Annotated in this window: 16 protein-coding genes; 14 read left to right on the top strand and 2 right to left on the bottom strand. The window is 59.9% G+C overall.

Translation table 11 applies throughout. The features are described 5' to 3' along the window. Position 1 precedes the first annotated feature (1 nt). The 13 genes from ilvB (EDD75_RS09730) (at position 2) to EDD75_RS09790 (ending at position 16,011) form a co-directional block, all read left to right on the top strand. Positions 2-1,657, top strand: a complete 1,656-nt coding sequence (gene ilvB / locus EDD75_RS09730) for a biosynthetic-type acetolactate synthase large subunit (RefSeq protein ID WP_123931541.1) — start codon at positions 2-4, stop codon at positions 1,655-1,657. 14 nt (positions 1,658-1,671) lie between these two features. Further along, entirely contained in the window at positions 1,672-2,184 is a 513-nt protein-coding gene (gene ilvN / locus EDD75_RS09735; protein WP_123931543.1) for an acetolactate synthase small subunit, read from the top strand. Then, on the top strand, positions 2,181-3,173 hold the full coding sequence (gene ilvC / locus EDD75_RS09740; protein ID WP_123931545.1) for a ketol-acid reductoisomerase: 993 nt from the start codon (positions 2,181-2,183) through the stop codon (positions 3,171-3,173). The genes ilvN and ilvC overlap by 4 nt, the downstream gene beginning before the upstream one ends. Positions 3,174-3,304: 131 nt before the next feature. Continuing rightward, positions 3,305-4,969, top strand: a complete 1,665-nt coding sequence (gene ilvB, locus EDD75_RS09745; protein WP_123931547.1) for a biosynthetic-type acetolactate synthase large subunit — start codon at positions 3,305-3,307, stop codon at positions 4,967-4,969. 21 nt (positions 4,970-4,990) lie between these two features. Further along, a complete protein-coding gene (locus EDD75_RS09750) occupies positions 4,991-6,520 on the top strand; it encodes a 2-isopropylmalate synthase (protein WP_123931549.1) in 1,530 nt (509 codons plus the stop codon). Between the two features lie 42 nt (positions 6,521-6,562). After that, complete coding sequence (gene leuC / locus EDD75_RS09755) at positions 6,563-7,831, top strand: 3-isopropylmalate dehydratase large subunit (protein ID WP_123931551.1); 1,269 nt, start codon at positions 6,563-6,565, stop codon at positions 7,829-7,831. A gap of 12 nt (positions 7,832-7,843) precedes the next feature. After that, a complete protein-coding gene (locus EDD75_RS09760; RefSeq protein WP_123932012.1) occupies positions 7,844-8,326 on the top strand; it encodes a 3-isopropylmalate dehydratase small subunit in 483 nt (160 codons plus the stop codon). Positions 8,327-8,340: 14 nt separating this feature from the next. Continuing rightward, positions 8,341-9,945 (top strand): citramalate synthase, encoded by a 1,605-nt coding sequence (gene cimA / locus EDD75_RS09765; RefSeq protein ID WP_123931553.1) that lies wholly within the window; start codon positions 8,341-8,343, stop codon positions 9,943-9,945. 90 nt (positions 9,946-10,035) lie between these two features. Continuing rightward, positions 10,036-11,412, top strand: a complete 1,377-nt coding sequence (gene glmM / locus EDD75_RS09770) for a phosphoglucosamine mutase (RefSeq protein WP_123931555.1) — start codon at positions 10,036-10,038, stop codon at positions 11,410-11,412. A 289-nt stretch (positions 11,413-11,701) separates the two neighbouring features. Then, positions 11,702-13,525: a glutamine--fructose-6-phosphate transaminase (isomerizing) gene (gene glmS / locus EDD75_RS09775; RefSeq protein ID WP_123931557.1), complete on the top strand. Its 1,824-nt coding sequence runs from the start codon at positions 11,702-11,704 to the stop codon at positions 13,523-13,525. Positions 13,526-13,758: 233 nt separating this feature from the next. Beyond that, positions 13,759-14,229, top strand: a complete 471-nt coding sequence (locus EDD75_RS09780) for a MarR family winged helix-turn-helix transcriptional regulator (protein WP_123931559.1) — start codon at positions 13,759-13,761, stop codon at positions 14,227-14,229. Further along, entirely contained in the window at positions 14,213-15,229 is a 1,017-nt protein-coding gene (locus EDD75_RS09785) for an ATP-binding cassette domain-containing protein (protein WP_123931561.1), read from the top strand. Before EDD75_RS09780 ends, EDD75_RS09785 begins: the two co-directional genes overlap by 17 nt. After that, a complete protein-coding gene (locus EDD75_RS09790) occupies positions 15,229-16,011 on the top strand; it encodes an ABC transporter permease (protein WP_123931563.1) in 783 nt (260 codons plus the stop codon). The genes EDD75_RS09785 and EDD75_RS09790 overlap by 1 nt, the downstream gene beginning before the upstream one ends. A gap of 8 nt (positions 16,012-16,019) precedes the next feature. Here EDD75_RS09790 and EDD75_RS09795 read toward each other — a convergent pair whose 3' ends face one another. Beyond that, positions 16,020-16,820, bottom strand: coding sequence for an OmpA/MotB family protein (locus EDD75_RS09795; protein ID WP_123931565.1), 801 nt, complete (start codon positions 16,818-16,820; stop codon positions 16,020-16,022). Further along, complete coding sequence (locus EDD75_RS09800) at positions 16,807-17,604, bottom strand: flagellar motor protein (RefSeq protein ID WP_123931567.1); 798 nt, start codon at positions 17,602-17,604, stop codon at positions 16,807-16,809. The genes EDD75_RS09795 and EDD75_RS09800 overlap by 14 nt, the downstream gene beginning before the upstream one ends. A 210-nt stretch (positions 17,605-17,814) precedes the next feature. Between EDD75_RS09800 and EDD75_RS09805 the strand changes: the two genes are divergently transcribed. Further along, positions 17,815-18,312 (top strand): chemotaxis protein CheW, encoded by a 498-nt coding sequence (locus EDD75_RS09805; protein WP_123931569.1) that lies wholly within the window; start codon positions 17,815-17,817, stop codon positions 18,310-18,312. Positions 18,313-18,319: the final 7 nt, after the last annotated feature.

Consider the following 18,319-nt stretch of genomic DNA (forward strand, 5'->3'; position numbering starts at 1 on the left):
TTTGAGGCTAACCGGCGGAGAGATTTTGGTTGAGTCGCTGAAAAAAGAGGGCGTAGATACGATCTTCGGTTACCCTGGGGGGGCGGTGCTGCCGATTTACGACGCCCTTTACGACGCAGATATCCAACACATCCTGACCCGTCACGAGCAGGCGGCGGCACACGCTGCCGATGGTTACGCCAGGGCCACCGGCCGTCCCGGAGTTTGCATCGCCACCTCGGGACCGGGAGCAACAAACCTGGTGACCGGGATCGCCACGGCGTTTATGGATTCGAGCCCGTTAGTGGCTTTCACCGGACAGGTGCCTACGCCGCTTATCGGGCGCGACTCCTTTCAGGAGGCGGACATTACCGGAATAACCCTACCGATTACCAAGCATAACTACCTGGTGAAAGATGTCCGGGAGCTTGCCCGCACAGTCAAGGAGGCCTTTTATATCGCCACTACCGGTCGTCCGGGACCGGTACTCGTCGATATCCCGCGCGACGTCTCCGGCGCCCAGTGCGAGTACGTCGAACCGGGTCCGGTAGAGCTGCCAGGCTACCGGCCGGTGGTCGACCCGGATCCAGAGCAGGTGCTCGCGGCAGCGCGCCTCATCGCGACCGCCGAGCGCCCCGTGATCTACGCGGGCGGTGGGGTGGTGAGTTCCGGGGCGAGCGAAGAGCTGCGCCGGTTAGCGGAACTGATAATGGCGCCGGTAACGACGACGCTGATGGGTATCGGTGGTTTTCCTGGCAACCACCCGCTTTCGCTCGGAATGCTTGGGATGCACGGCACGCGCTACGCGAACTACGCCGTTTGCGAATGCGACCTGCTCATCGCTATCGGTGCGCGCTTTGACGACCGGGTTACGGGAAAGGTGGAGACCTTTGCGCCGGAAGCGAAGATTATCCACATCGACGTTGACCCGGCGGAGATGGGAAAAAATGTCCGGGTGGACGTGGCGGTGATCGGCGACGTGCGGCGGGTGCTCCAGGCGCTCCTGAAGGTGCTTGAAGTCGCTTCCCATCCGGCCTGGCTCGAAAAGATCGACCGGTGGCGGAAGGAATACCCGCTCTCCTACGAGGAGGACGGCTTAAAACCCCAGTTTATCATCCGGGAACTCTATCACCTAACCCAAGGTGAGGCCCGCATTACCACCGAGGTGGGGCAGAACCAGATGTGGGCGGCCCAGTTTTATACCTTTACCAGGCCCCGTTCCTTTATCTCCTCGGGCGGCCTTGGGACGATGGGCTTTGGTTTCCCGGCGGCTATCGGGGTGCAGGTGGCCTGTCCGGAAGAGGTTGTTTTCGATATCGCCGGGGACGGCTCGATCCAGATGAACATTCAGGAGCTGGCGACGGCGGTGAGTTACGACCTGCCGGTTAACGTGGCGATTATGAATAACGGTTTCCTCGGGATGGTGCGCCAGTGGCAGGAGCTCTTTTTCCGGCGGCGCTACTCCTACACCGAGCTTTACAACCCCGACTTTGTACGGGTGGCGGAGGCATACGGCGCCGAGGGCATCCGGGTCACCAAGCCCGCGGAAGTGAGACCGGCACTCGAGCAGGCCATCGCTTCGCCGAAGCCGGTCTTCATTGACTTCATCATCGACCGCGAGGAAAACGTGATGCCGATGGTGCCGCCCGGCGAGTCGCTCAGGAAGATGCTCGGTTAAAAAGGGGGAGTCTTATGCGCCACACCCTTGCGGTGCTCGTGGAAAATAATCCCGGCGTGCTGGCCCGGGTAGCCGGCCTTTTCGGCAGGCGGGGTTTTAACATCGAGAGCCTGGCGGTTGGCGAGACGGAGAACCCGGCAATCTCCCGGATGACCATTGTGGTGGCGGGGGATGACCGGGTGCTCGAGCAGGTCACGAAGCAGTTGCGCAAATTGGTCGAGGTCATCAAGGTCCAGGACGTGACCAGGATGGAGTACGTGGACCGGGAATTAGCGCTCATCAAGGTGAACGCCGAGCCATCGAAAAGGGCGGAGATTATTCAGATCGTGGAAATTTTCCGGGCGCACATCGTGGATATCGGTCGCAAGACCCTGGTAGTGGAAGTTACGGGGGACGAGGGGAAGATTAACGCCTTGGTCAACGCCCTCAAGCCCTTCGGAATCCGCGAGATGGTGCGGACGGGGAAAGTAGCCATGCTTCGGGGAACAAAGGATATCATTACTAACGGCAGGGAGGCGGAAGCGTGATCCGGATTTACTATGATCAGGATGCGGACCTGAGTATCTTGCAGGAGCGAACGGTAGCGGTTATCGGTTACGGGAGCCAGGGGAGGGCCCAGGCGCGAAACCTCAAGGACAGCGGGGTAAAGGTCATCGTGGGGCTGCGGCCGGGGAGTTCCTCGGCAGAGCTGGCGCGGGAGGATGGGCTGGCGACGGCGCCTATTGGCGAAGCGGCCAGAGAAGCCGACATCATCCAGATGCTCATACCCGACGAGCAGCAGGCCGAGGTCTACGCAGGGGAAATAGCGCCTCATCTTAAGGCGGGCAAGGCCCTGATGTTTTCCCACGGCTTCAACATCCATTTCGGCCAGATCGTGCCGCCGCAAGAGGTGGACGTCTTTATGGTGGCGCCGAAAAGCCCGGGCCCGATGCTGCGTCGCCTTTATACCGAAGGAGCCGGCGTTCCGGGACTTATCGCCGTCTACCAGGATTATTCCGGCCGGGCGCGGGACCTTGCGCTAGCCTACGCGAAGGCCATTGGGTTAACAAGGGCGGGAGTTTTCGAAACTACCTTTCGCGAAGAGACGGAGACCGACCTTTTCGGCGAGCAGTGCGTTCTCTGCGGCGGGGTGGCGGAGCTCATCAAGGCGGGCTTCGAAACCCTTGTGGAGGCTGGTTACGCGCCGGAGATTGCCTATTTTGAATGCCTTCACGAGCTGAAGCTTATTGTGGACCTCATTTACGAAGGGGGTCTCACGGAAATGCGTTGCCGGGTCAGCAATACCGCGGAGTACGGCGATTACCGGACCGGGCCGCGGATCATTGACCAGCGGGTACGGGAAGAGATGAAGCGGGTGCTGGCCGAGATCCAGAGTGGCCAGTTTGCCCGCGAGTGGATCCTGGAAAATAAGGCCAACCAGCCGGTGCTCAAGGCGATGCGCCGGCGCGAGCGTGAACACCAGATCGAGCGCGTAGGTAAAGAACTCCGGAAGATGATGTCCTGGCTGAAGAAATAGAGGTTGGCGGCAGGAGGTCGGAAGTCGGCTTCTTTTTGAGGGAATTCGCGCCGCGAATTCCAGGTAAGGATGTTCTGGATTCTTTTAAAAGCCAGACGAAGTTTTTCGGCGGCTCAGAGGGAGTGTTATCAGTGATCACGGTCGGCGAAGCGGTCATCCGGTGCCTGGAAAAAGAAGGGGTGGACCTTGTTTTCGGATATCCGGGTGGCGCCATCCTCCCCGTTTACGACGCGCTCTACAGCGCCAAAGGGATCAAGCACGTCCTGGTCCGGCAGGAACAGGGCGCGGTCCACGCGGCGAACGGTTATGCCCGCGCCACGGGGCGCGTGGGGGTATGTTTTGCGACTTCTGGTCCCGGGGCCACAAACCTGGTTACGGGGATTGCCACCGCCTACATGGATTCGGTCCCCGTGGTCCTTTTTACAGGACAGGTGCCGACGAGTCAGGTCGGCACCGACGCCTTCCAGGAAGTTGATATTTTCGGGGTTACTATGCCCATCACTAAGCATAACTTTTTAGTTAAAGATCCGGCTGCCGTTCCCGGCGTTATTAAGAAGGCTTTTCACCTCGCCCGCACGGGAAGGCCGGGACCGGTGCTGGTTGACCTCCCCCGGGATGTCACGGGCGCCAGGATCAGGTTTGATTACCCGGACAAGGTGGAGTTGAAGGGCTACCGGCCAACCTACAAGGGACACCCGACGCAGATCGCTCAGGCGGCGCGGCTGATTTCCGAGGCCACCCGGCCGGTGCTTCTCATCGGCGGTGGCGTGATTAGCGCGGAAGCAGCGGCGCAGGTGCGCCGGCTTGCCGAAACAATTCAGGCGCCCGTTGCCGCAACACTGATGGGCCTTGGCGGTTTTCCGGGCGACCACCCGCTCTTTTTAGGGATGGCGGGGCTACACGGGACGCGCTGTGCGAACTTAGCGATCACCAACGCCGATTTGCTCATTGCGCTTGGCACCAGGTTTGCGGACCGGGTTACCGGCGCGGTGGAAAAGTTCGCGCCCAACGCCCGCGTGATCCATATCGACATCGACCCGGCGGAGATAGGGAAGAATGTTCGGCCGCACCTGCCGATAGTCGGCGACGTGAAACAGGTTCTCGAGGCCCTGCTGCTGCTTTTATCACCCCGGAAGAACGAGGAGTGGCTGGCTACGGTGGCCGGTTACCGGCGGGATTACCCGCTGAGCTACGACCGCACCGGCGGTTTTAAACCCCAGTACGTGATTGAAAGGCTGAGCGCGCTGACGGCGGGTGAGAGCATTGTCGTTACCGATGTGGGCCAGCACCAGATGTGGGTGGCGCAGTACTATACTTTCAAGCACCCGCGGACGCTCATTACCTCAGGCGGACTCGGCTGTATGGGTTACGGGCTGCCGGCGGCGATCGGTGCCAAACTCGGCCGTCCCGAGAAGCAGGTAATCTTGGTCTGCGGCGACGGCGGCTTTCAGATGACGATGAGTGAACTCGGCACCCTGGCGGAGCAGGGAGCCGGCGTCAAGATTTTCATTATCAACAACCGGCGGCTCGGCATGGTCCGGCAGCTTCAAGAGTTCTACTGCAACCGGCGGTATTCCGCGGTGGACTTTGCTTTCTGCCCCGATTTTGCCGCTCTTGCCGGTGTCTACGGCATTCCCGCCCATACCGTAGAGACGGCGGCGGCCTTCGATGCCGTCGTGGGGGAGGTTTTAGGGCGGGAGGGGCCGGTTCTGGTCAACTGCCTGGTTGACCCGGAGGAGAACGTGCTGCCGATGGTTCTATCGGGTCACGGCCTGGATGAAGCGGTCGACTCTTAGGTTCTTTTGGAGGAGAGCAGGATGGAGAGAGTTTACATCTTCGATACCACGCTCCGGGACGGCGAGCAGTCTCCGGGCGTGAGCCTCAACGTGAAGGAAAAATTGCAGATCGCCAGGCAGCTCGTCAAGTTAGGGGTGGACGTGATCGAGGCCGGTTTCCCGGTGGCCTCTCCGGGCGACTTCGCGGCGGTGGCGGAGATTGCCAAGAACGTGAGGGGCGCGCGCATCTGCGCGCTGGCGCGGGCTAACTTCGGGGATATCGACCGGGCCTGGGAGGCCTTGCGGGAGGCGGAAGCGCCCCGCATCCACACCTTCATCGCCACTTCCGACATCCACCTCCGGCACAAGCTCCGGATGAGCAGGGAACAGGTGCTGGAGGCGGCGCGGGAAGCGGTACGGCGGGCCAGACGGTACACCGACGACGTAGAGTTTTCGGCGGAGGACGCGTCCCGCTCCGACACTGACTTCCTTTGCCAGGTTCTGGCGGTGGCCATCGAGGCGGGAGCTACCGTGCTGAACATTCCGGATACGGTCGGTTACGCGGTGCCGGAGGAGTTCGGGGAGCTCATCAGGACGATCCGGGAAAAAACGCCGGGGATTGAGAAGGTAACGATAAGCGTCCACTGCCATAACGATCTCGGCCTGGCGGTAGCCAACACCCTGGCGGCGATTAAAAACGGCGCCCGGCAGGCGGAGGTAACGATAAACGGGATCGGCGAGCGAGCCGGGAACGCCGCCCTCGAAGAGTTGGTGATGGGGCTCTACGCCCGGCGGCCGCTCTACGGGATGATTACCGGCATCAGAACCGAAGAAATCTACCGGACTTCGAAGCTCGTTGCCGCTCTGACCGGCATGACGGTGCAGCCCAACAAAGCAATCGTGGGCAAAAACGCCTTTGCCCACGAATCAGGTATCCACCAGGACGGGGTTTTGAAGGAGCGGACGACTTACGAGATCATCGACCCTACGGTCATTGGCATCCCGAAGTCGACGCTGGTTCTCGGGAAGCATTCGGGCCGCCACGCCTTCAAAACGCGCCTGGCCGAGCTTGGCTACAGCCTATCCGAAGAGGAGCTCAATACGGCCTTTGCGCGCTTCAAGGAGCTTTGCGACCGGAAGAAAACGATTACCGATGACGATCTGTTAGCTCTTGTGGAGGAAGAAATGGGGCGCGTCGCCCCGACCTACGAGCTTCATTACCTGCACATCTCGAGCGGCACTACGATAGTGCCGACGGCGACGGTCGGACTGAAAGTGGGCGAGAGTCTGGTGGAGGAGGCGGCCTGTGGTAACGGGCCGGTGGATGCGATTTACAAGGCGATCGATAAGATTACCGGCATTAAGTGCACCCTCGAATCGTACGGGATCGATGCCGTTACCGGGGGCAAGGACGCGGTAGGCAGCGTCACCGTGAGGGTGAAAAATGAAAAAGGGAAAACCTTCCTGGGGCGGGGCTTAAGTACCGACGTCCTTGAGGCGAGTGCCCGGGCGTACATCGATGCCCTGAACAAGATGGCGGTGGACGTAAACGGCCCCCGGATAGAGCCATAACGCTAGACGCTAAACGTTGAACGAATTTGCGGGGTGAAAAAAGTGCAGCGTGTTGCCCAGACCATTACCGAAAAGATCCTGTCAGCGCATGCGGGCAAGGAATTTGTTGAGCCTGGGGAGCTTATCAGTGCCAAGGTCGACGTGCTGTTGGCGAACGATATTACGGCCCCCTTGGCGATAAAAGAATTCGAAAAGATTGGGGTACCGGTTTTCGATCCGGCGGCAGTGGTCCTGGTTCCCGACCACTTTACCCCGAACAAAGATATCAAATCGGCGGAGCAGGCCAAAGTGGTCCGCGACTTTGCCCGGGAGCACGCGCTGCCCCACTATTTCGAGGTAGGGCGGATGGGGATCGAGCACTGTCTCTTGCCGGAACAGGGGTTGGTGGGGCCCGGGGACGTGATCATCGGTGCCGATTCCCACACCTGCACCTACGGGGCGCTCGGGGCCTTCGCTACCGGGGTCGGCTCTACGGACCTGGCGGCGGCAATGGCCTTGGGAGAGACCTGGTTCAAGGTGCCGGAATCCCTTAAGTTTGTTTACAACGGTGAGCTGGGGCCGTGGGTCGGGGGCAAAGACCTGATCCTCCACACGATCGGTGACATTGGGGTGGAAGGGGCGCTTTACTGCGCGATGGAGTTCACCGGCCCGGTGATCGAAAATCTGTCAATGGACGGTCGGTTTACAATGTGCAACATGGCGGTCGAGGCGGGCGCCAAGAACGGCATCATTGCTCCCGACGCGAAGACCGAAGCCTACGTAGCGGCGCGGGCGCGCCGTCCTTACCGGGTCTATACGAGTGATCCGGACGCCAAGTACAAGGAGATTTACGAGTACGACGTCACGGGGTTGGAGCCTCTGGTAGCCTTCCCGCACTCGCCCGATAACGTCCGGCCGGTAAGCGAGGCTACCCACATCACCATCGACCAGGTGGTGATCGGCTCCTGCACCAACGGCCGGCTCGACGACTTGCGGCTGGCGGCCCAGGTACTAAGCGGCAAGGAGGTTCACGAGAACGTCCGGCTGATCGTTATTCCCGGAACGCAGGAAATTTACCGCCAGGCGCTCCGGGAGGGGCTTATTGAAACCTTCATCGCCGCCGGGGCGGCGGTTTCCACTCCCACCTGCGGGCCGTGTCTGGGAGGGCACATGGGCATTTTGGCAAAGGGGGAGCGGGCAGTGGCGACGACCAACCGCAACTTTGTCGGGCGGATGGGGCACCCGGAAAGCGAAGTGTACCTGGCGAATCCGGCAGTGGCGGCGGCAAGTGCGATTGCGGGGCGGATCGCGAGCCCGGAAGAGGTGAGATAGGTGTTTGAGGGAATGGTTCACCGGTTTGGCGACAATGTCGATACCGACCTGATTATTCCGGCGCGCTACCTTAACACGAGCGACCCGGCGGAACTGGCGCGTCACTGCATGGAGGACGCTGATCCTGCTTTTGCCGGACGCGTCCGGCCCGGGGACATCATCGTTGCCGGAGCTAACTTTGGCTGCGGCTCTTCCCGGGAGCATGCCCCGGTGGCGATCAAGGCGGCAGGCGTCGCCTGCGTGGTGGCGAAGAGCTTCGCCCGGATCTTCTACCGGAACGCCTTCAACATCGGGCTGCCCATTCTCGAGTGCCCGGAGGCAGACGAGATTCCGGCGGGAAGCCGTCTCCAGGTGGATCTCGCGACGGGCCGGATTAGGGTGGTGGAAACCGGGAAGGAGTACCAGGCGCGACCGGTACCGGCGTTCATGCAGGAGATAATCGCTGCGGGGGGGCTGATCCCCTATGTCAGGCACCGGCTGCGCGACGGCAGGTAACGGGAGCGATGACGATGCGTGCGGTAACGGTTTACGATACCACGCTTCGCGACGGGGCGCAGACGGAGGGTATCTCCTTCTCGGCCGAAGATAAGCTGAAAATTACGCTCAAGCTCGACCGGATGGGGTTTCACTACGTCGAAGGCGGCTGGCCGGGCTCCAACCCGAAGGATATGGAGTATTTTGTGCGTGTTCGGGAGCTGGGGCTGCAGCACGCTACGGTAACGGCCTTCGGATCAACGCGGCGGAAAAACACCCGGCCGGCCGATGACGAAAACCTTGCCGCGATCCTGAAGTCGGGGGTAAAGGCGGCTACTCTTTTCGGGAAGAGCTGGGACTTCCACGTCACGCGGGCCCTCGGTACCTCCCTGGAGGAAAACCTATCGATGATCCGGGAGTCAGTAGCGTACCTCCGGGACCAGGGGCTGGAGGTTGTTTATGACGCGGAGCATTTCTTCGACGGCTACAAAGCGAACCCTGCTTATGCCCTGGCGACCCTTGAAGCGGCGGTTGCCGGCGGGGCGGCGGTACTCGTCCTTTGCGATACGAATGGCGGTGCTCTGCCCTGGGAGCTCCAGGCAGTGGTAGAGTTGGTCTGCAAACGCTTCAGTGTTCCCGTGGGTATCCATGCTCATAACGACGGCGGCATGGCGGTAGCGAACACCCTGATGGCGGTTCAGGCCGGCGCCACGCACGTTCAGGGGACGATCAACGGCTACGGCGAGCGCTGCGGGAATGCTGATCTCTGTGCGGTGCTGCCAAACCTTAGCTTGAAGTGTGGGGTGAACACCATTCCGGAGGAGAAACTCCGGCACCTGGTGGAGCTTTCCCGCTACGTGAGCGAAATCGCCAACATGCACCCTAATCCCCAGCAGCCGTACGTGGGAATGAGCGCCTTTTCCCATAAGGGCGGGGTGCACGTGAGCGCCCTGATGAAGGATCCGCTCACTTACGAACACATTAATCCGGAAGCGGTCGGCAACCGGCGGCGGGTACTCGTTTCGGAGCTTTCGGGGCTTTCCAACCTGCTTTACAAGATCCGCGAGCTCAACCTTGATCTGCCCAACGAAGGGGAGGTGGCCCGCCAGGTTCTGGGGCAGCTTAAGGAGCTTGAGCACCAGGGATTCCAGTTTGAAAGCGCCGAGGGCTCTTTCGAGCTCCTGGTGCGGCGGGCTGCGAATGGTTACGAGAAACCCTTCATTTTAGAGAGCCTCCGGATTCTGACGGAGCTCAAAGAGAACCGGGCTGTCCACTCGGAGGCCACCATCAAGCTCCGGGTAGGGGAAAAGATTGTCCATACCGCGGCCGAGGGCAACGGGCCGGTGAACGCCCTCGATAACGCGCTCCGTAAGGCCTTGGAACAGTTTTACCCGGCGATCAAGGGAATGCGCCTGATCGACTATAAGGTGCGCGTAATCAACGAGGCGGCCGGAACGGGTGCGGTGGTGCGGGTATTGATCGAGACGAGCGACGGCCACCGTTCCTGGGTTACCCTTGGCGTTTCTCCCAACATCATCGAGGCGAGCTGGCAGGCGCTGGCGGATAGCTTCGCTTACGGTTTACTCAAGAAAAACGCTGCTGCCGGAGCTTCTGCGGCAGGGAATCCGGCTCCAGACTAACCAGTTATTGAAGACCCGCGTAAGATAGAATAAGGTTGACAGCGACCGTTTTTCATAATAAAGTTTAGGCCGGGAGGAGGCTTGGACCCGGTGGGTCTTCTTTTTGGTACCGACGGCGTGCGCGGTGTGGCCAACCGCGAGCTCAGTCCCGATCTCGCCTTCAAGTTGGGGCGGGCGGGCGCCTATGTGCTGGCCCGGCGTGCGGGTAAGGGTATTGTGGTGGGGCGCGACACCCGCTTGTCGGGAGAGATGTTAGAGGCAGCCGTGGTGGCCGGGATCCTCTCGGCGGGGGTCAATGCTTTGCTTTTAGGTGTCCTGCCGACTCCGGCGGTGGCGTATCTTACGCGGACCCTGGGTGCCGCTGGCGGCGTGGTCATTTCGGCTTCCCATAACCCTGCGCCCGACAACGGGATAAAATTTTTCGGGGCTGACGGTTATAAATTGCCTGATCCGGTCGAAGAAGAGATTGAGGGGCTTGTGCTGGGGGATATGGCGGCTGTTCCTTCGCCAGTGGGGGCCGGTATCGGCCGGGTGGTTCCGGTGAAGGACGCTGCGGACCGGTATATGGCCCACGTCTTGACTGTGGGCCCCCGCACGCTCGAAGGTTTGCGGGTTGCGGTCGATTGCGCGCACGGCGCGGCCTACGAGATTGCCCCGCGGCTTTTACGGGTGCTGGGGGCAGAGATCATCCCGGTAGGGGTTGAGCCCGACGGCCTTAACATTAACAGCGGCTGCGGCGCGACAAAACCACACGTCCTCCAGGAGCTGGTTTTCGCTACCGGTGCGGACCTGGGCCTGGCCTTCGACGGCGATGCCGACCGGCTTATTGCCGTCGATGAAAAAGGAAATATCGTTGACGGGGACGCCATCATCCTCGCGGCGGCGCGTTACCTCAAAGCGAAAGAGAAGCTCCCTGGGAATACCGTTGTGGTCACCGTAATGTCGAACTTAGGACTCCACCGGACTCTGGCGTCGTCCGGGATCAACGTGGTGGTGACCAAAGTAGGCGACCGGTACGTCCTCGAGGAGATGCTTCGTGTAGGGGCCGCTTTGGGCGGAGAGCAGTCCGGGCACGTAATCTTTCTCGACCATAACACAACCGGGGACGGCATTATCACGGCGCTCATGCTCCTGAAAATAATGCAGGAGTCGGGCAAGACGTTAGGCGCTTTAGCGGCGGAACTCCGCCGCTACCCACAGTTACTTAAAAACGTCCGCGTCCGCGACAAGGAGCTGGTTTTAAAGAGCCCGCTTTTGGCTAGAGCGGTGCGGGAGCAGGAGGCGCGGCTTGCCGGTGACGGCCGCATTCTGGTGCGCGCGTCGGGCACGGAGCCGGTCATTCGGATTATGGTTGAAGCCCGCGATCCCGATACCACCTTGCGGATGGTAGATGAACTTGCTGCTGTCGTCCGGGCCATCGAAGGGGGTGAGGCAGAAGAGCGGCAGGAAGCAGGCGTGCAAATTTAAGGCCAAAAGTGAATAACAAGCGCCAGAACCGTTGTCGGGGTGAGCGCAGCTCACCGCGCAACGGTTGACGAGGGGGAGGTTAATCGAGGTTTTTCGGCGGGTGCCTCCCGGCTGCCCACGGCCGTAAGCGGTGTCACAAAACTGGCGGGCGACCGCCAGGACAAAAGCACCAGGTGGGAAAGGGCGAAGGATGGCTATTTTGCCCCTAAAAGATCTTTTGTTTTTGCGGGCGCCGTGCTTTCAGCCGGCGTTTGTCATTTGGTTAGCAACCTCACGGGAGGTTTTAGTTATGTGCGGTATCATCGGTTACACGGGAAAACAGGAGGCGCTGCCTCTCTTAATTGCCGGGCTCAAACGGTTAGAGTACAGGGGTTATGATTCCGCTGGCGTTGCGGTAATCGGCGAAGGCCGGGTGGCGGTTTGTAAGAAGGAGGGTAAAATTGCGGTCCTCGAAGGGGCCCTGAACGGCAACTTCCCTCCGGGACGCACCGGTATCGGGCATACCCGGTGGGCGACCCACGGTGCCCCGACTGATGCTAACGCGCACCCGCACCTTGATTGCACGGGCCGCCTGGCGGTGGTCCATAACGGCATCATTGAAAACTACCTGGCGCTCCGGGAGCAGCTTGTAGCCCAGGGGCACAGGTTTGTTTCGGAAACGGATACTGAGGTCATCCCGCACCTGTTAGAAGAGTTTTACGAGGGTGATCTCCTATCAGCGGTAAAACGGGTTATCCCGCTTCTGCGCGGCTCCTTTGCCTTAGCGGCAGTAGCGGTTGATGAACCCACACGTGTGGTTGCCGCAAGATTTGACAGCCCGTTGATCGTGGGCCTCGGCGAAGATGAGAACTTTGTCGCGTCAGACATCCCGGCCATTCTGGCGGCCACCCGCCGGACCTACGTCCTGGATGACGGTGAAATAGCGGATGTGCGGCCGGAAGGGGTTACCGTCTACGACCGGAACGGCTCCTCCCGGACAAAAGAAGTTTTTGTGGTAAACTGGGACGCGGCCCAGGCGGAAAAAGCGCCTTACCCGCATTTCATGCTGAAGGAAATCCACGAGCAGCCGCAGGTCATCCGGGAAACGTTGCGCGGGCGGATTGAGGGGACGGAAATCGCCTTCCCTGGGTTGAAACTCGATCCGGGGTTTCTCAAGTCGCTTCGCCGGCTCTACATCACCGCTTGCGGCACGGCCTACCACGCCGGCCTCATCGGGAAGATGCTTATCGAGAGGCTGGTACGCATTCCGGTGGAGGCCGATATCGCCTCCGAGTTCCGGTACCGTGACCCGCTGCTCGGGCCGGGCGACCTTTTGGTGGTGGTGAGCCAGTCGGGAGAAACGGCGGATACCCTTGCGGCCCTCCGGGAGGCCAAGGCGAAGGGAGCGACGGTGCTGGCGATCACCAATGTCGTCGGCAGTTCGGTGGCCCGGGAGGCGCACGAAGTTCTTTATACCTGGGCCGGCCCCGAGATCGCCGTTGCTTCCACGAAGGCTTACGTGGCCCAGGTCGTTCTTTTCACCCTGTTAGCCGTATATTTGGCCAGGTTGCGGGAGAGCGCACCGCCGGAACTCCTGCGGGAACTCGCTGCCGGGCTGCCGGGGTTATCAGAAACCGTGCAGGCTGTGCTTGCCCGGGAAGAAGAGATCGCGGCGTTAGCTGGGGCCCGCAAAGGTTGGGAGCATACCTTCTTCATCGGGCGGGGCTTGGACTGGGCGGTGGCCTGTGAAGGAGCGCTGAAACTCAAAGAGATTTCTTACATCCACGCCGAGGCCTACGCCGCTGGTGAGCTAAAGCACGGCACTCTGGCGCTCGTAACCGAGGGTGTGCCGGTAATCGCTCTGGCCACGCAACCGGCCCTTTGGGAAAAGATGCAGAGCAACATTCGGGAAGTCAAGGCCCGGGGCGCCGACGTCCTCGCCGTTACCGGTGCGAAGGCGGCCGAGATCGTTGCGGTGGCGGACGAGGCAATTTGCTTGCCCCCGGTTCATCCGCTGTTGGCTCCGGTGGTAGCGGTAGTACCGCTGCAGCTCTTTGCCTACTACGCGGCGGTGGCCCGCGGCTGCGATGTCGACCGGCCGCGCAACCTGGCCAAGAGTGTTACGGTAGAGTGAACGTGCTTTGCCCAGCCATTTAAAAGGTGTTACCGGTGTAAAATTATTTGCTTTAAGCAAACAGAGTTTGTTTCACCGCAGGGCTCTACGAGAACGAGCCCTTTTTTATTTTTTAATCCCGTTGTTTTCTGGTTATGGATGTGCTACAATGATAATTGTTAGTGTCCAAAATGTTCGCAGAAAGAATATTTAGTGTATAAAGTTACCGCCATATACCGCGGGAGGTAGGAAGGATGACCGGGTTTACGAAGGGGGCTAAAGTAGCGGCCCTGCTACGGGAGGTTAACCACCTTTTGCGGCAAGAAATGCGGCACCTGTTCCGGGATGCCGGACTTACCTTTCCCCAACTCAGCGTTATTCACGTGCTGCGCAAAAGAGGCAGGGCCACGGTCCACGAAATCAGTGCGGAGCTTAGACTTAAGGATAGTACCGTTTCCGGCATTCTGGACCGGCTTGAGGGCCGGGGTTTTGTTACCAGGACGAGGAGTGAGAAAGACCGGCGGGTGGTTCACGTTGAACTTACCGAAAAGTTCGCGGCCCTGCACGATGATTTACACGCGAGAGTGAACGAATATATGGATGCGATCTTGAGCCGCGCCGGCGAAGAGGAACTGTACAAGATAATAGAAGGGCTTACGACGCTGAAGCGGGTTCTCGAGAATAACGCTGTGGCCAGGGGTGACACGGATGGGCAAAATGATTGAGGCCGAAAGCCTGACCAAAATCTTCCCCGGCGGGATAACCGCGGTGGACGGGGTTAGCTTTACGGTGGCGGAGGGGGAGATCTTTGGCTTCCTCGGCCCGAACGGTGCCGGGAAATCGACTACCATCGCCATGCTGACCACCCTCTTGCGCCCTACCGGCGGTACCGCCCGGGTGGCGGGGATGGATATAACCAGGCAAGCTTACCAGGTGCGCCTGGCGATAGGCTATGTTTCCCAGGACCTGGCCGTGGACGACGCCCTGACCGGCTACGAAAACCTGCGGCTCCAGGCGGGTTTCTACCGCATCCCGCGCGACGAGGTGGCGCAAAGGATCACGGCGGTTCTGGAAATGGTCGGGCTTAAGGAGAGGGCCCAGAACCTGGTGGAGACATATTCGGGCGGGATGCGGAAGCGGCTGGACATCGCCTGCGGGCTCATCCACCGGCCCCGGCTGCTCTTCCTTGACGAGCCTACCCTGGGGCTGGATATCCAGACCCGCAGGGAGATCTGGCGTTACATCAACGACTTGCGGGAAAAGGAAGGAATGACCATTTTCGTTACCACCCACTACATGGAGGAAGCGGACGTTCTGTGTGACCGGATTGCCATCATCGACCAGGGTAAGATTAAGGTGATTGATACGCCGGCCAATTTGAAAAGCTCTTTGGGGAGCGGGGTGGTAACCTTCAAGTTTGCCGGCGGCGAGCCCGGGGCGGTAAATGCGGCGCTCGGTCGCATCCGCGGCTTGGACTTTGTGAGCAATGTGACCAGTAATGGGGAAAAGGGCTACGTGGCTACCGTGACTAACGGCGAAGCGGCAATTCCATCACTTTTTGAGGCGCTGAGCGGTTTCCCGGTGAAGATCGCCGCCATTTCTTTTAAGCAGCCTTCGCTCGACGATGTCTTCCTGCACTATACCGGCCGGGAGATGCGGGAGAGCGGCGGCGGCAGGGAAGAGGCGCTGCGGGCGCGGCTGATAATGAGGAGGGTCAGGCGGTAATGCAGAGGCTTATCGCAGATGTTTACTGGGTCTTCTGGCGGGAGATGAAAAAACTCGGCCGGCAGAAGTCGCGGCTCCTGATGGCGGTGGTGCAGCCGGTGGTGTGGCTTGCGCTGATGGGGAACGCCATGTCCGGGCTCACCAACAACCCGGTGGCCGCAAGAATGTTAGGCACCGGCAACTACCTCGACTTTATGACCCCGGGCGTGATGATCATGACCGCTCTTTTCGGGGGTGTTTTCGGCGGGACCTCGATCCTCTGGGACCGGCGGATAGGCTTCTTGAACAAGATGCTCACCGCCCCCATCCACCGGGCCGCTATCCCGGTGGGAAAACTCGCGGCGCTCGTGGTGCAATCGCTCTTTCAGGCGCTATTGATCGCGGTAATCGCGCTTCTGTTAGGGGTGCACATCGTGACCGGCGTACCGGGGATCCTGTTCATGCTTACGGTTGCCAGCCTTTTCGGGCTGATTATGGGCGGGGTTTCCCTTTCTTTTGCCGCGGTGCTGAAGTCCCACGAGGCCTTGTTCGCCATCATGAACTTCTTCACGATGCCGCTAATGTTTACCAGCAACGCCATCTTCCCGACCCAGGCGATGCCCGAGTGGCTCCGGTGGATAGCGAAGTTCAACCCGCTTTCCTACGCAGTAGGCCCGATGCGGACCGTGGCGACACAGGGTTGGGTGTGGCGGGAAATCTGGCCGGGGGTGCTGGTGCTCGTGGCCGTCGCGGTGTTGACCACATCCGTGATGATTAGGCAGTTCAACCGCTCCGTGGCCTAAAAAGAGTCTTACGGTGCTATCTTGGGTTTTGCGTAAAAGAATTCCGGCAGGACGCCCGGCTCGGTTTCCTTGTAGCGCGAGCGGAGGACAACGAAATCGACCCGGCGGTTGCGCTGCCGGTTGGCTTCTGAATTGTTCGGCGCGATGGGCCGGTACTCGGCGTAGCCCGAGGCCGCGAGACGCTCGGGTGGGAAATGAACGGCATGCAGCAGTTCCTCCACCACGCTTGTGGCCCGAGCGACCGAAAGTTCCCAGTTTGAAGGAAAGCGGGCAGTATGGATGGGGAGGTCGCAGGTGTGCCCCTCAACGCGGATATAGTTATCCGTGGTGAGCAAGATCTGGCCGACCTTGCGGACGATCTCCCGCGCCTGGGGGGTAAGTTCGGCTGACCCTAACGGGAAGAGCACCGTTTCTTGGATACTGACGACCACGCCGCGCTCTTCGATCCGGGCGGTAACTTTGCCAGCCAAGCCCTGTTCTTTGGCGTATTTTTCGATCTGCTCTTTTATTTTCTGGAGCTGCAAGTTTTCCTTCGTTTCGGCGCTTAAATTGAACTTGGTTTCTACCCTGTCTTCAGAAACGGGTGCGCCGGCGACAACCGAGGGCCCGGGCCCTTCGAGCACCATACCCGCACCGCCACCGAGCGCCTTCGCCAGTGATTCAGCGATCCCGGCGAACTTTTTCGCGTCGATGTTACTAAAGGTCCAGAGCACAATGAAAAAAATGAGCAGGAGGGTAATGAGGTCGGCGTAGGTGATCAGCCACCGCTCGTGGTTTGCTTCTTTTTCCGGTTTCTTATGACGCTTCATAGGCCTCCTCTGCCTTTCCGCTTTCCTCCTGGCCCCGCAGCTTCGGATTGAGGTAAGAGTTCAGCCGCTCCCTGATCAGAATCGGGTTGTTACCGGCCTGGAGCGCCAGTAGCCCTTCGATAATGATCTGGTAGGATATCTCTTCCTTCGCGCTTAGGTTTTTGAGCCTAGAGGCGATCGGGAAATAGATTAGGTTGGCGCTTGAGACACCGTAAAGGGTTGCGGTAAAGGCCATCGCGATCGCCGGACCCAGAGCCTCAGGTGTCGAAAGATTGCTCAAAACGTGAATGAGTCCCATAACGGTGCCGATGATGCCCATGGTCGGTGCGTAACCCCCGGCCTGCATGAAGATCTCCTGGCCGATTTTATGCCGTTCCTGGAGCGAGTACATCTCGTTTTCCATGATGCTCCGGACGAGGTCGGGATCTGTTCCGTCAACCACTAACTGGACTCCCTTCCGGAGAAAGGGCGACTCGATTTCGCCCAGCTGATTTTCGAGGTAGAGCAGTCCCTCCCGGCGGGCCTTTTCAGCCAGTTCCACTATCTTATCGATGAGCGCCCGTTCGTCAATCGGCTTGGCAAAAAGGATCACCTTGAAGAGCTTAGGGATCAGCATGATCTCGTGGAGGGCAAACCCGGCCATTGTAGCGCCTAGGGTGCCGCCGAAAATGATGATCATGGCCGAGGGGGCGATGAGCATACCGATGTGTCCGCCTTCCAATACAAAGCCCACCAGCAGCGAGGCGATGCCTATGGTGATACCTAAGATGGTCGCTATATCCATACCCCTACCCTCTTTTGACAAGATTCGCTTTTTCATCCTATTATTCGGCAATGGCAGGGGGGGTCCTTCAGGGGTTTGGGGAAAAATTTTATGCTCCCGGGGCAGGCCAAAAGGGTGGGATGCGGGCGGTTAAGTTTTATGCGGCCCGAGACGAATATAAGGATATGAAAATCTTTCGCTCAGGAGAGCCTTTTCGGGGAGGAATTAAGGATGGCGCAAAAGGCAGAGGTTACCGGCAGGGAAGAGCAGATCGTGGTTTTTAAGTTAGCGGAGCAGACGTACGGTGTAGATATCGGTGCGGTGGCGGAGATTATCCGGATGGAGAGCATTACCCGGGTTCCCAGGGCGCCGGAGTTTGTGGAAGGGGTCATCAACCTCCGGGGCCGCATCATTCCGGTGATCGATTTGCGGAAGCGCTTTGGCTTGCCCGAAGGGGAGCAGACCCGACAGAGCCGCATTATCATCGTGGAGATCGGGGGCATGACCATCGGCATGATTGTTGATGCGGTCCTCGAGGTGCTGCGCATCCCTGCGGAAACCATCGAACCACCGCCAGCGGTGGTTGACGGCGTGGATGTTGCTTACCTTCGCGGGATTGCGCTCTGGGAGGAGCGGATGATTATCCTCCTGAACCTGCAAAAAATCCTCTACGAAAATGAAAGGGAGGCCCTCGAAGAAGCAGAAGCCGCTTTTGAAGCCACGGCGTGAGGAGGAA

Source organism: Thermodesulfitimonas autotrophica, from assembly GCF_003815015.1.
GTDB classification, from domain to species: Bacteria; Bacillota; Desulfotomaculia; order Desulfotomaculales; family Ammonificaceae; genus Thermodesulfitimonas; species Thermodesulfitimonas autotrophica.

Bases quoted from the DNA above. Each gene is read 5' to 3' on its own strand.
- cimA (WP_123931553.1), top strand. From the start codon at position 8,341: ATGCGTGCGGTAACGGTTTACGATACCACGCTTCGCGACGGGGCGCAG.
- EDD75_RS09800 (WP_123931567.1), bottom strand. From the start codon at position 17,604: ATGGATATAGCGACCATCTTAGGTATCACCATAGGCATCGCCTCGCTG.
- glmS (WP_123931557.1), top strand. From the start codon at position 11,702: ATGTGCGGTATCATCGGTTACACGGGAAAACAGGAGGCGCTGCCTCTC.
- ilvN (WP_123931543.1), top strand. From the start codon at position 1,672: ATGCGCCACACCCTTGCGGTGCTCGTGGAAAATAATCCCGGCGTGCTG.
- EDD75_RS09750 (WP_123931549.1), top strand. From the start codon at position 4,991: ATGGAGAGAGTTTACATCTTCGATACCACGCTCCGGGACGGCGAGCAG.
- EDD75_RS09790 (WP_123931563.1), top strand. From the start codon at position 15,229: ATGCAGAGGCTTATCGCAGATGTTTACTGGGTCTTCTGGCGGGAGATG.
- EDD75_RS09795 (WP_123931565.1), bottom strand. From the start codon at position 16,820: ATGAAGCGTCATAAGAAACCGGAAAAAGAAGCAAACCACGAGCGGTGG.
- EDD75_RS09760 (WP_123932012.1), top strand. From the start codon at position 7,844: ATGGTTCACCGGTTTGGCGACAATGTCGATACCGACCTGATTATTCCG.
- EDD75_RS09785 (WP_123931561.1), top strand. From the start codon at position 14,213: ATGGGCAAAATGATTGAGGCCGAAAGCCTGACCAAAATCTTCCCCGGC.
- EDD75_RS09805 (WP_123931569.1), top strand. From the start codon at position 17,815: ATGGCGCAAAAGGCAGAGGTTACCGGCAGGGAAGAGCAGATCGTGGTT.
- EDD75_RS09780 (WP_123931559.1), top strand. From the start codon at position 13,759: ATGACCGGGTTTACGAAGGGGGCTAAAGTAGCGGCCCTGCTACGGGAG.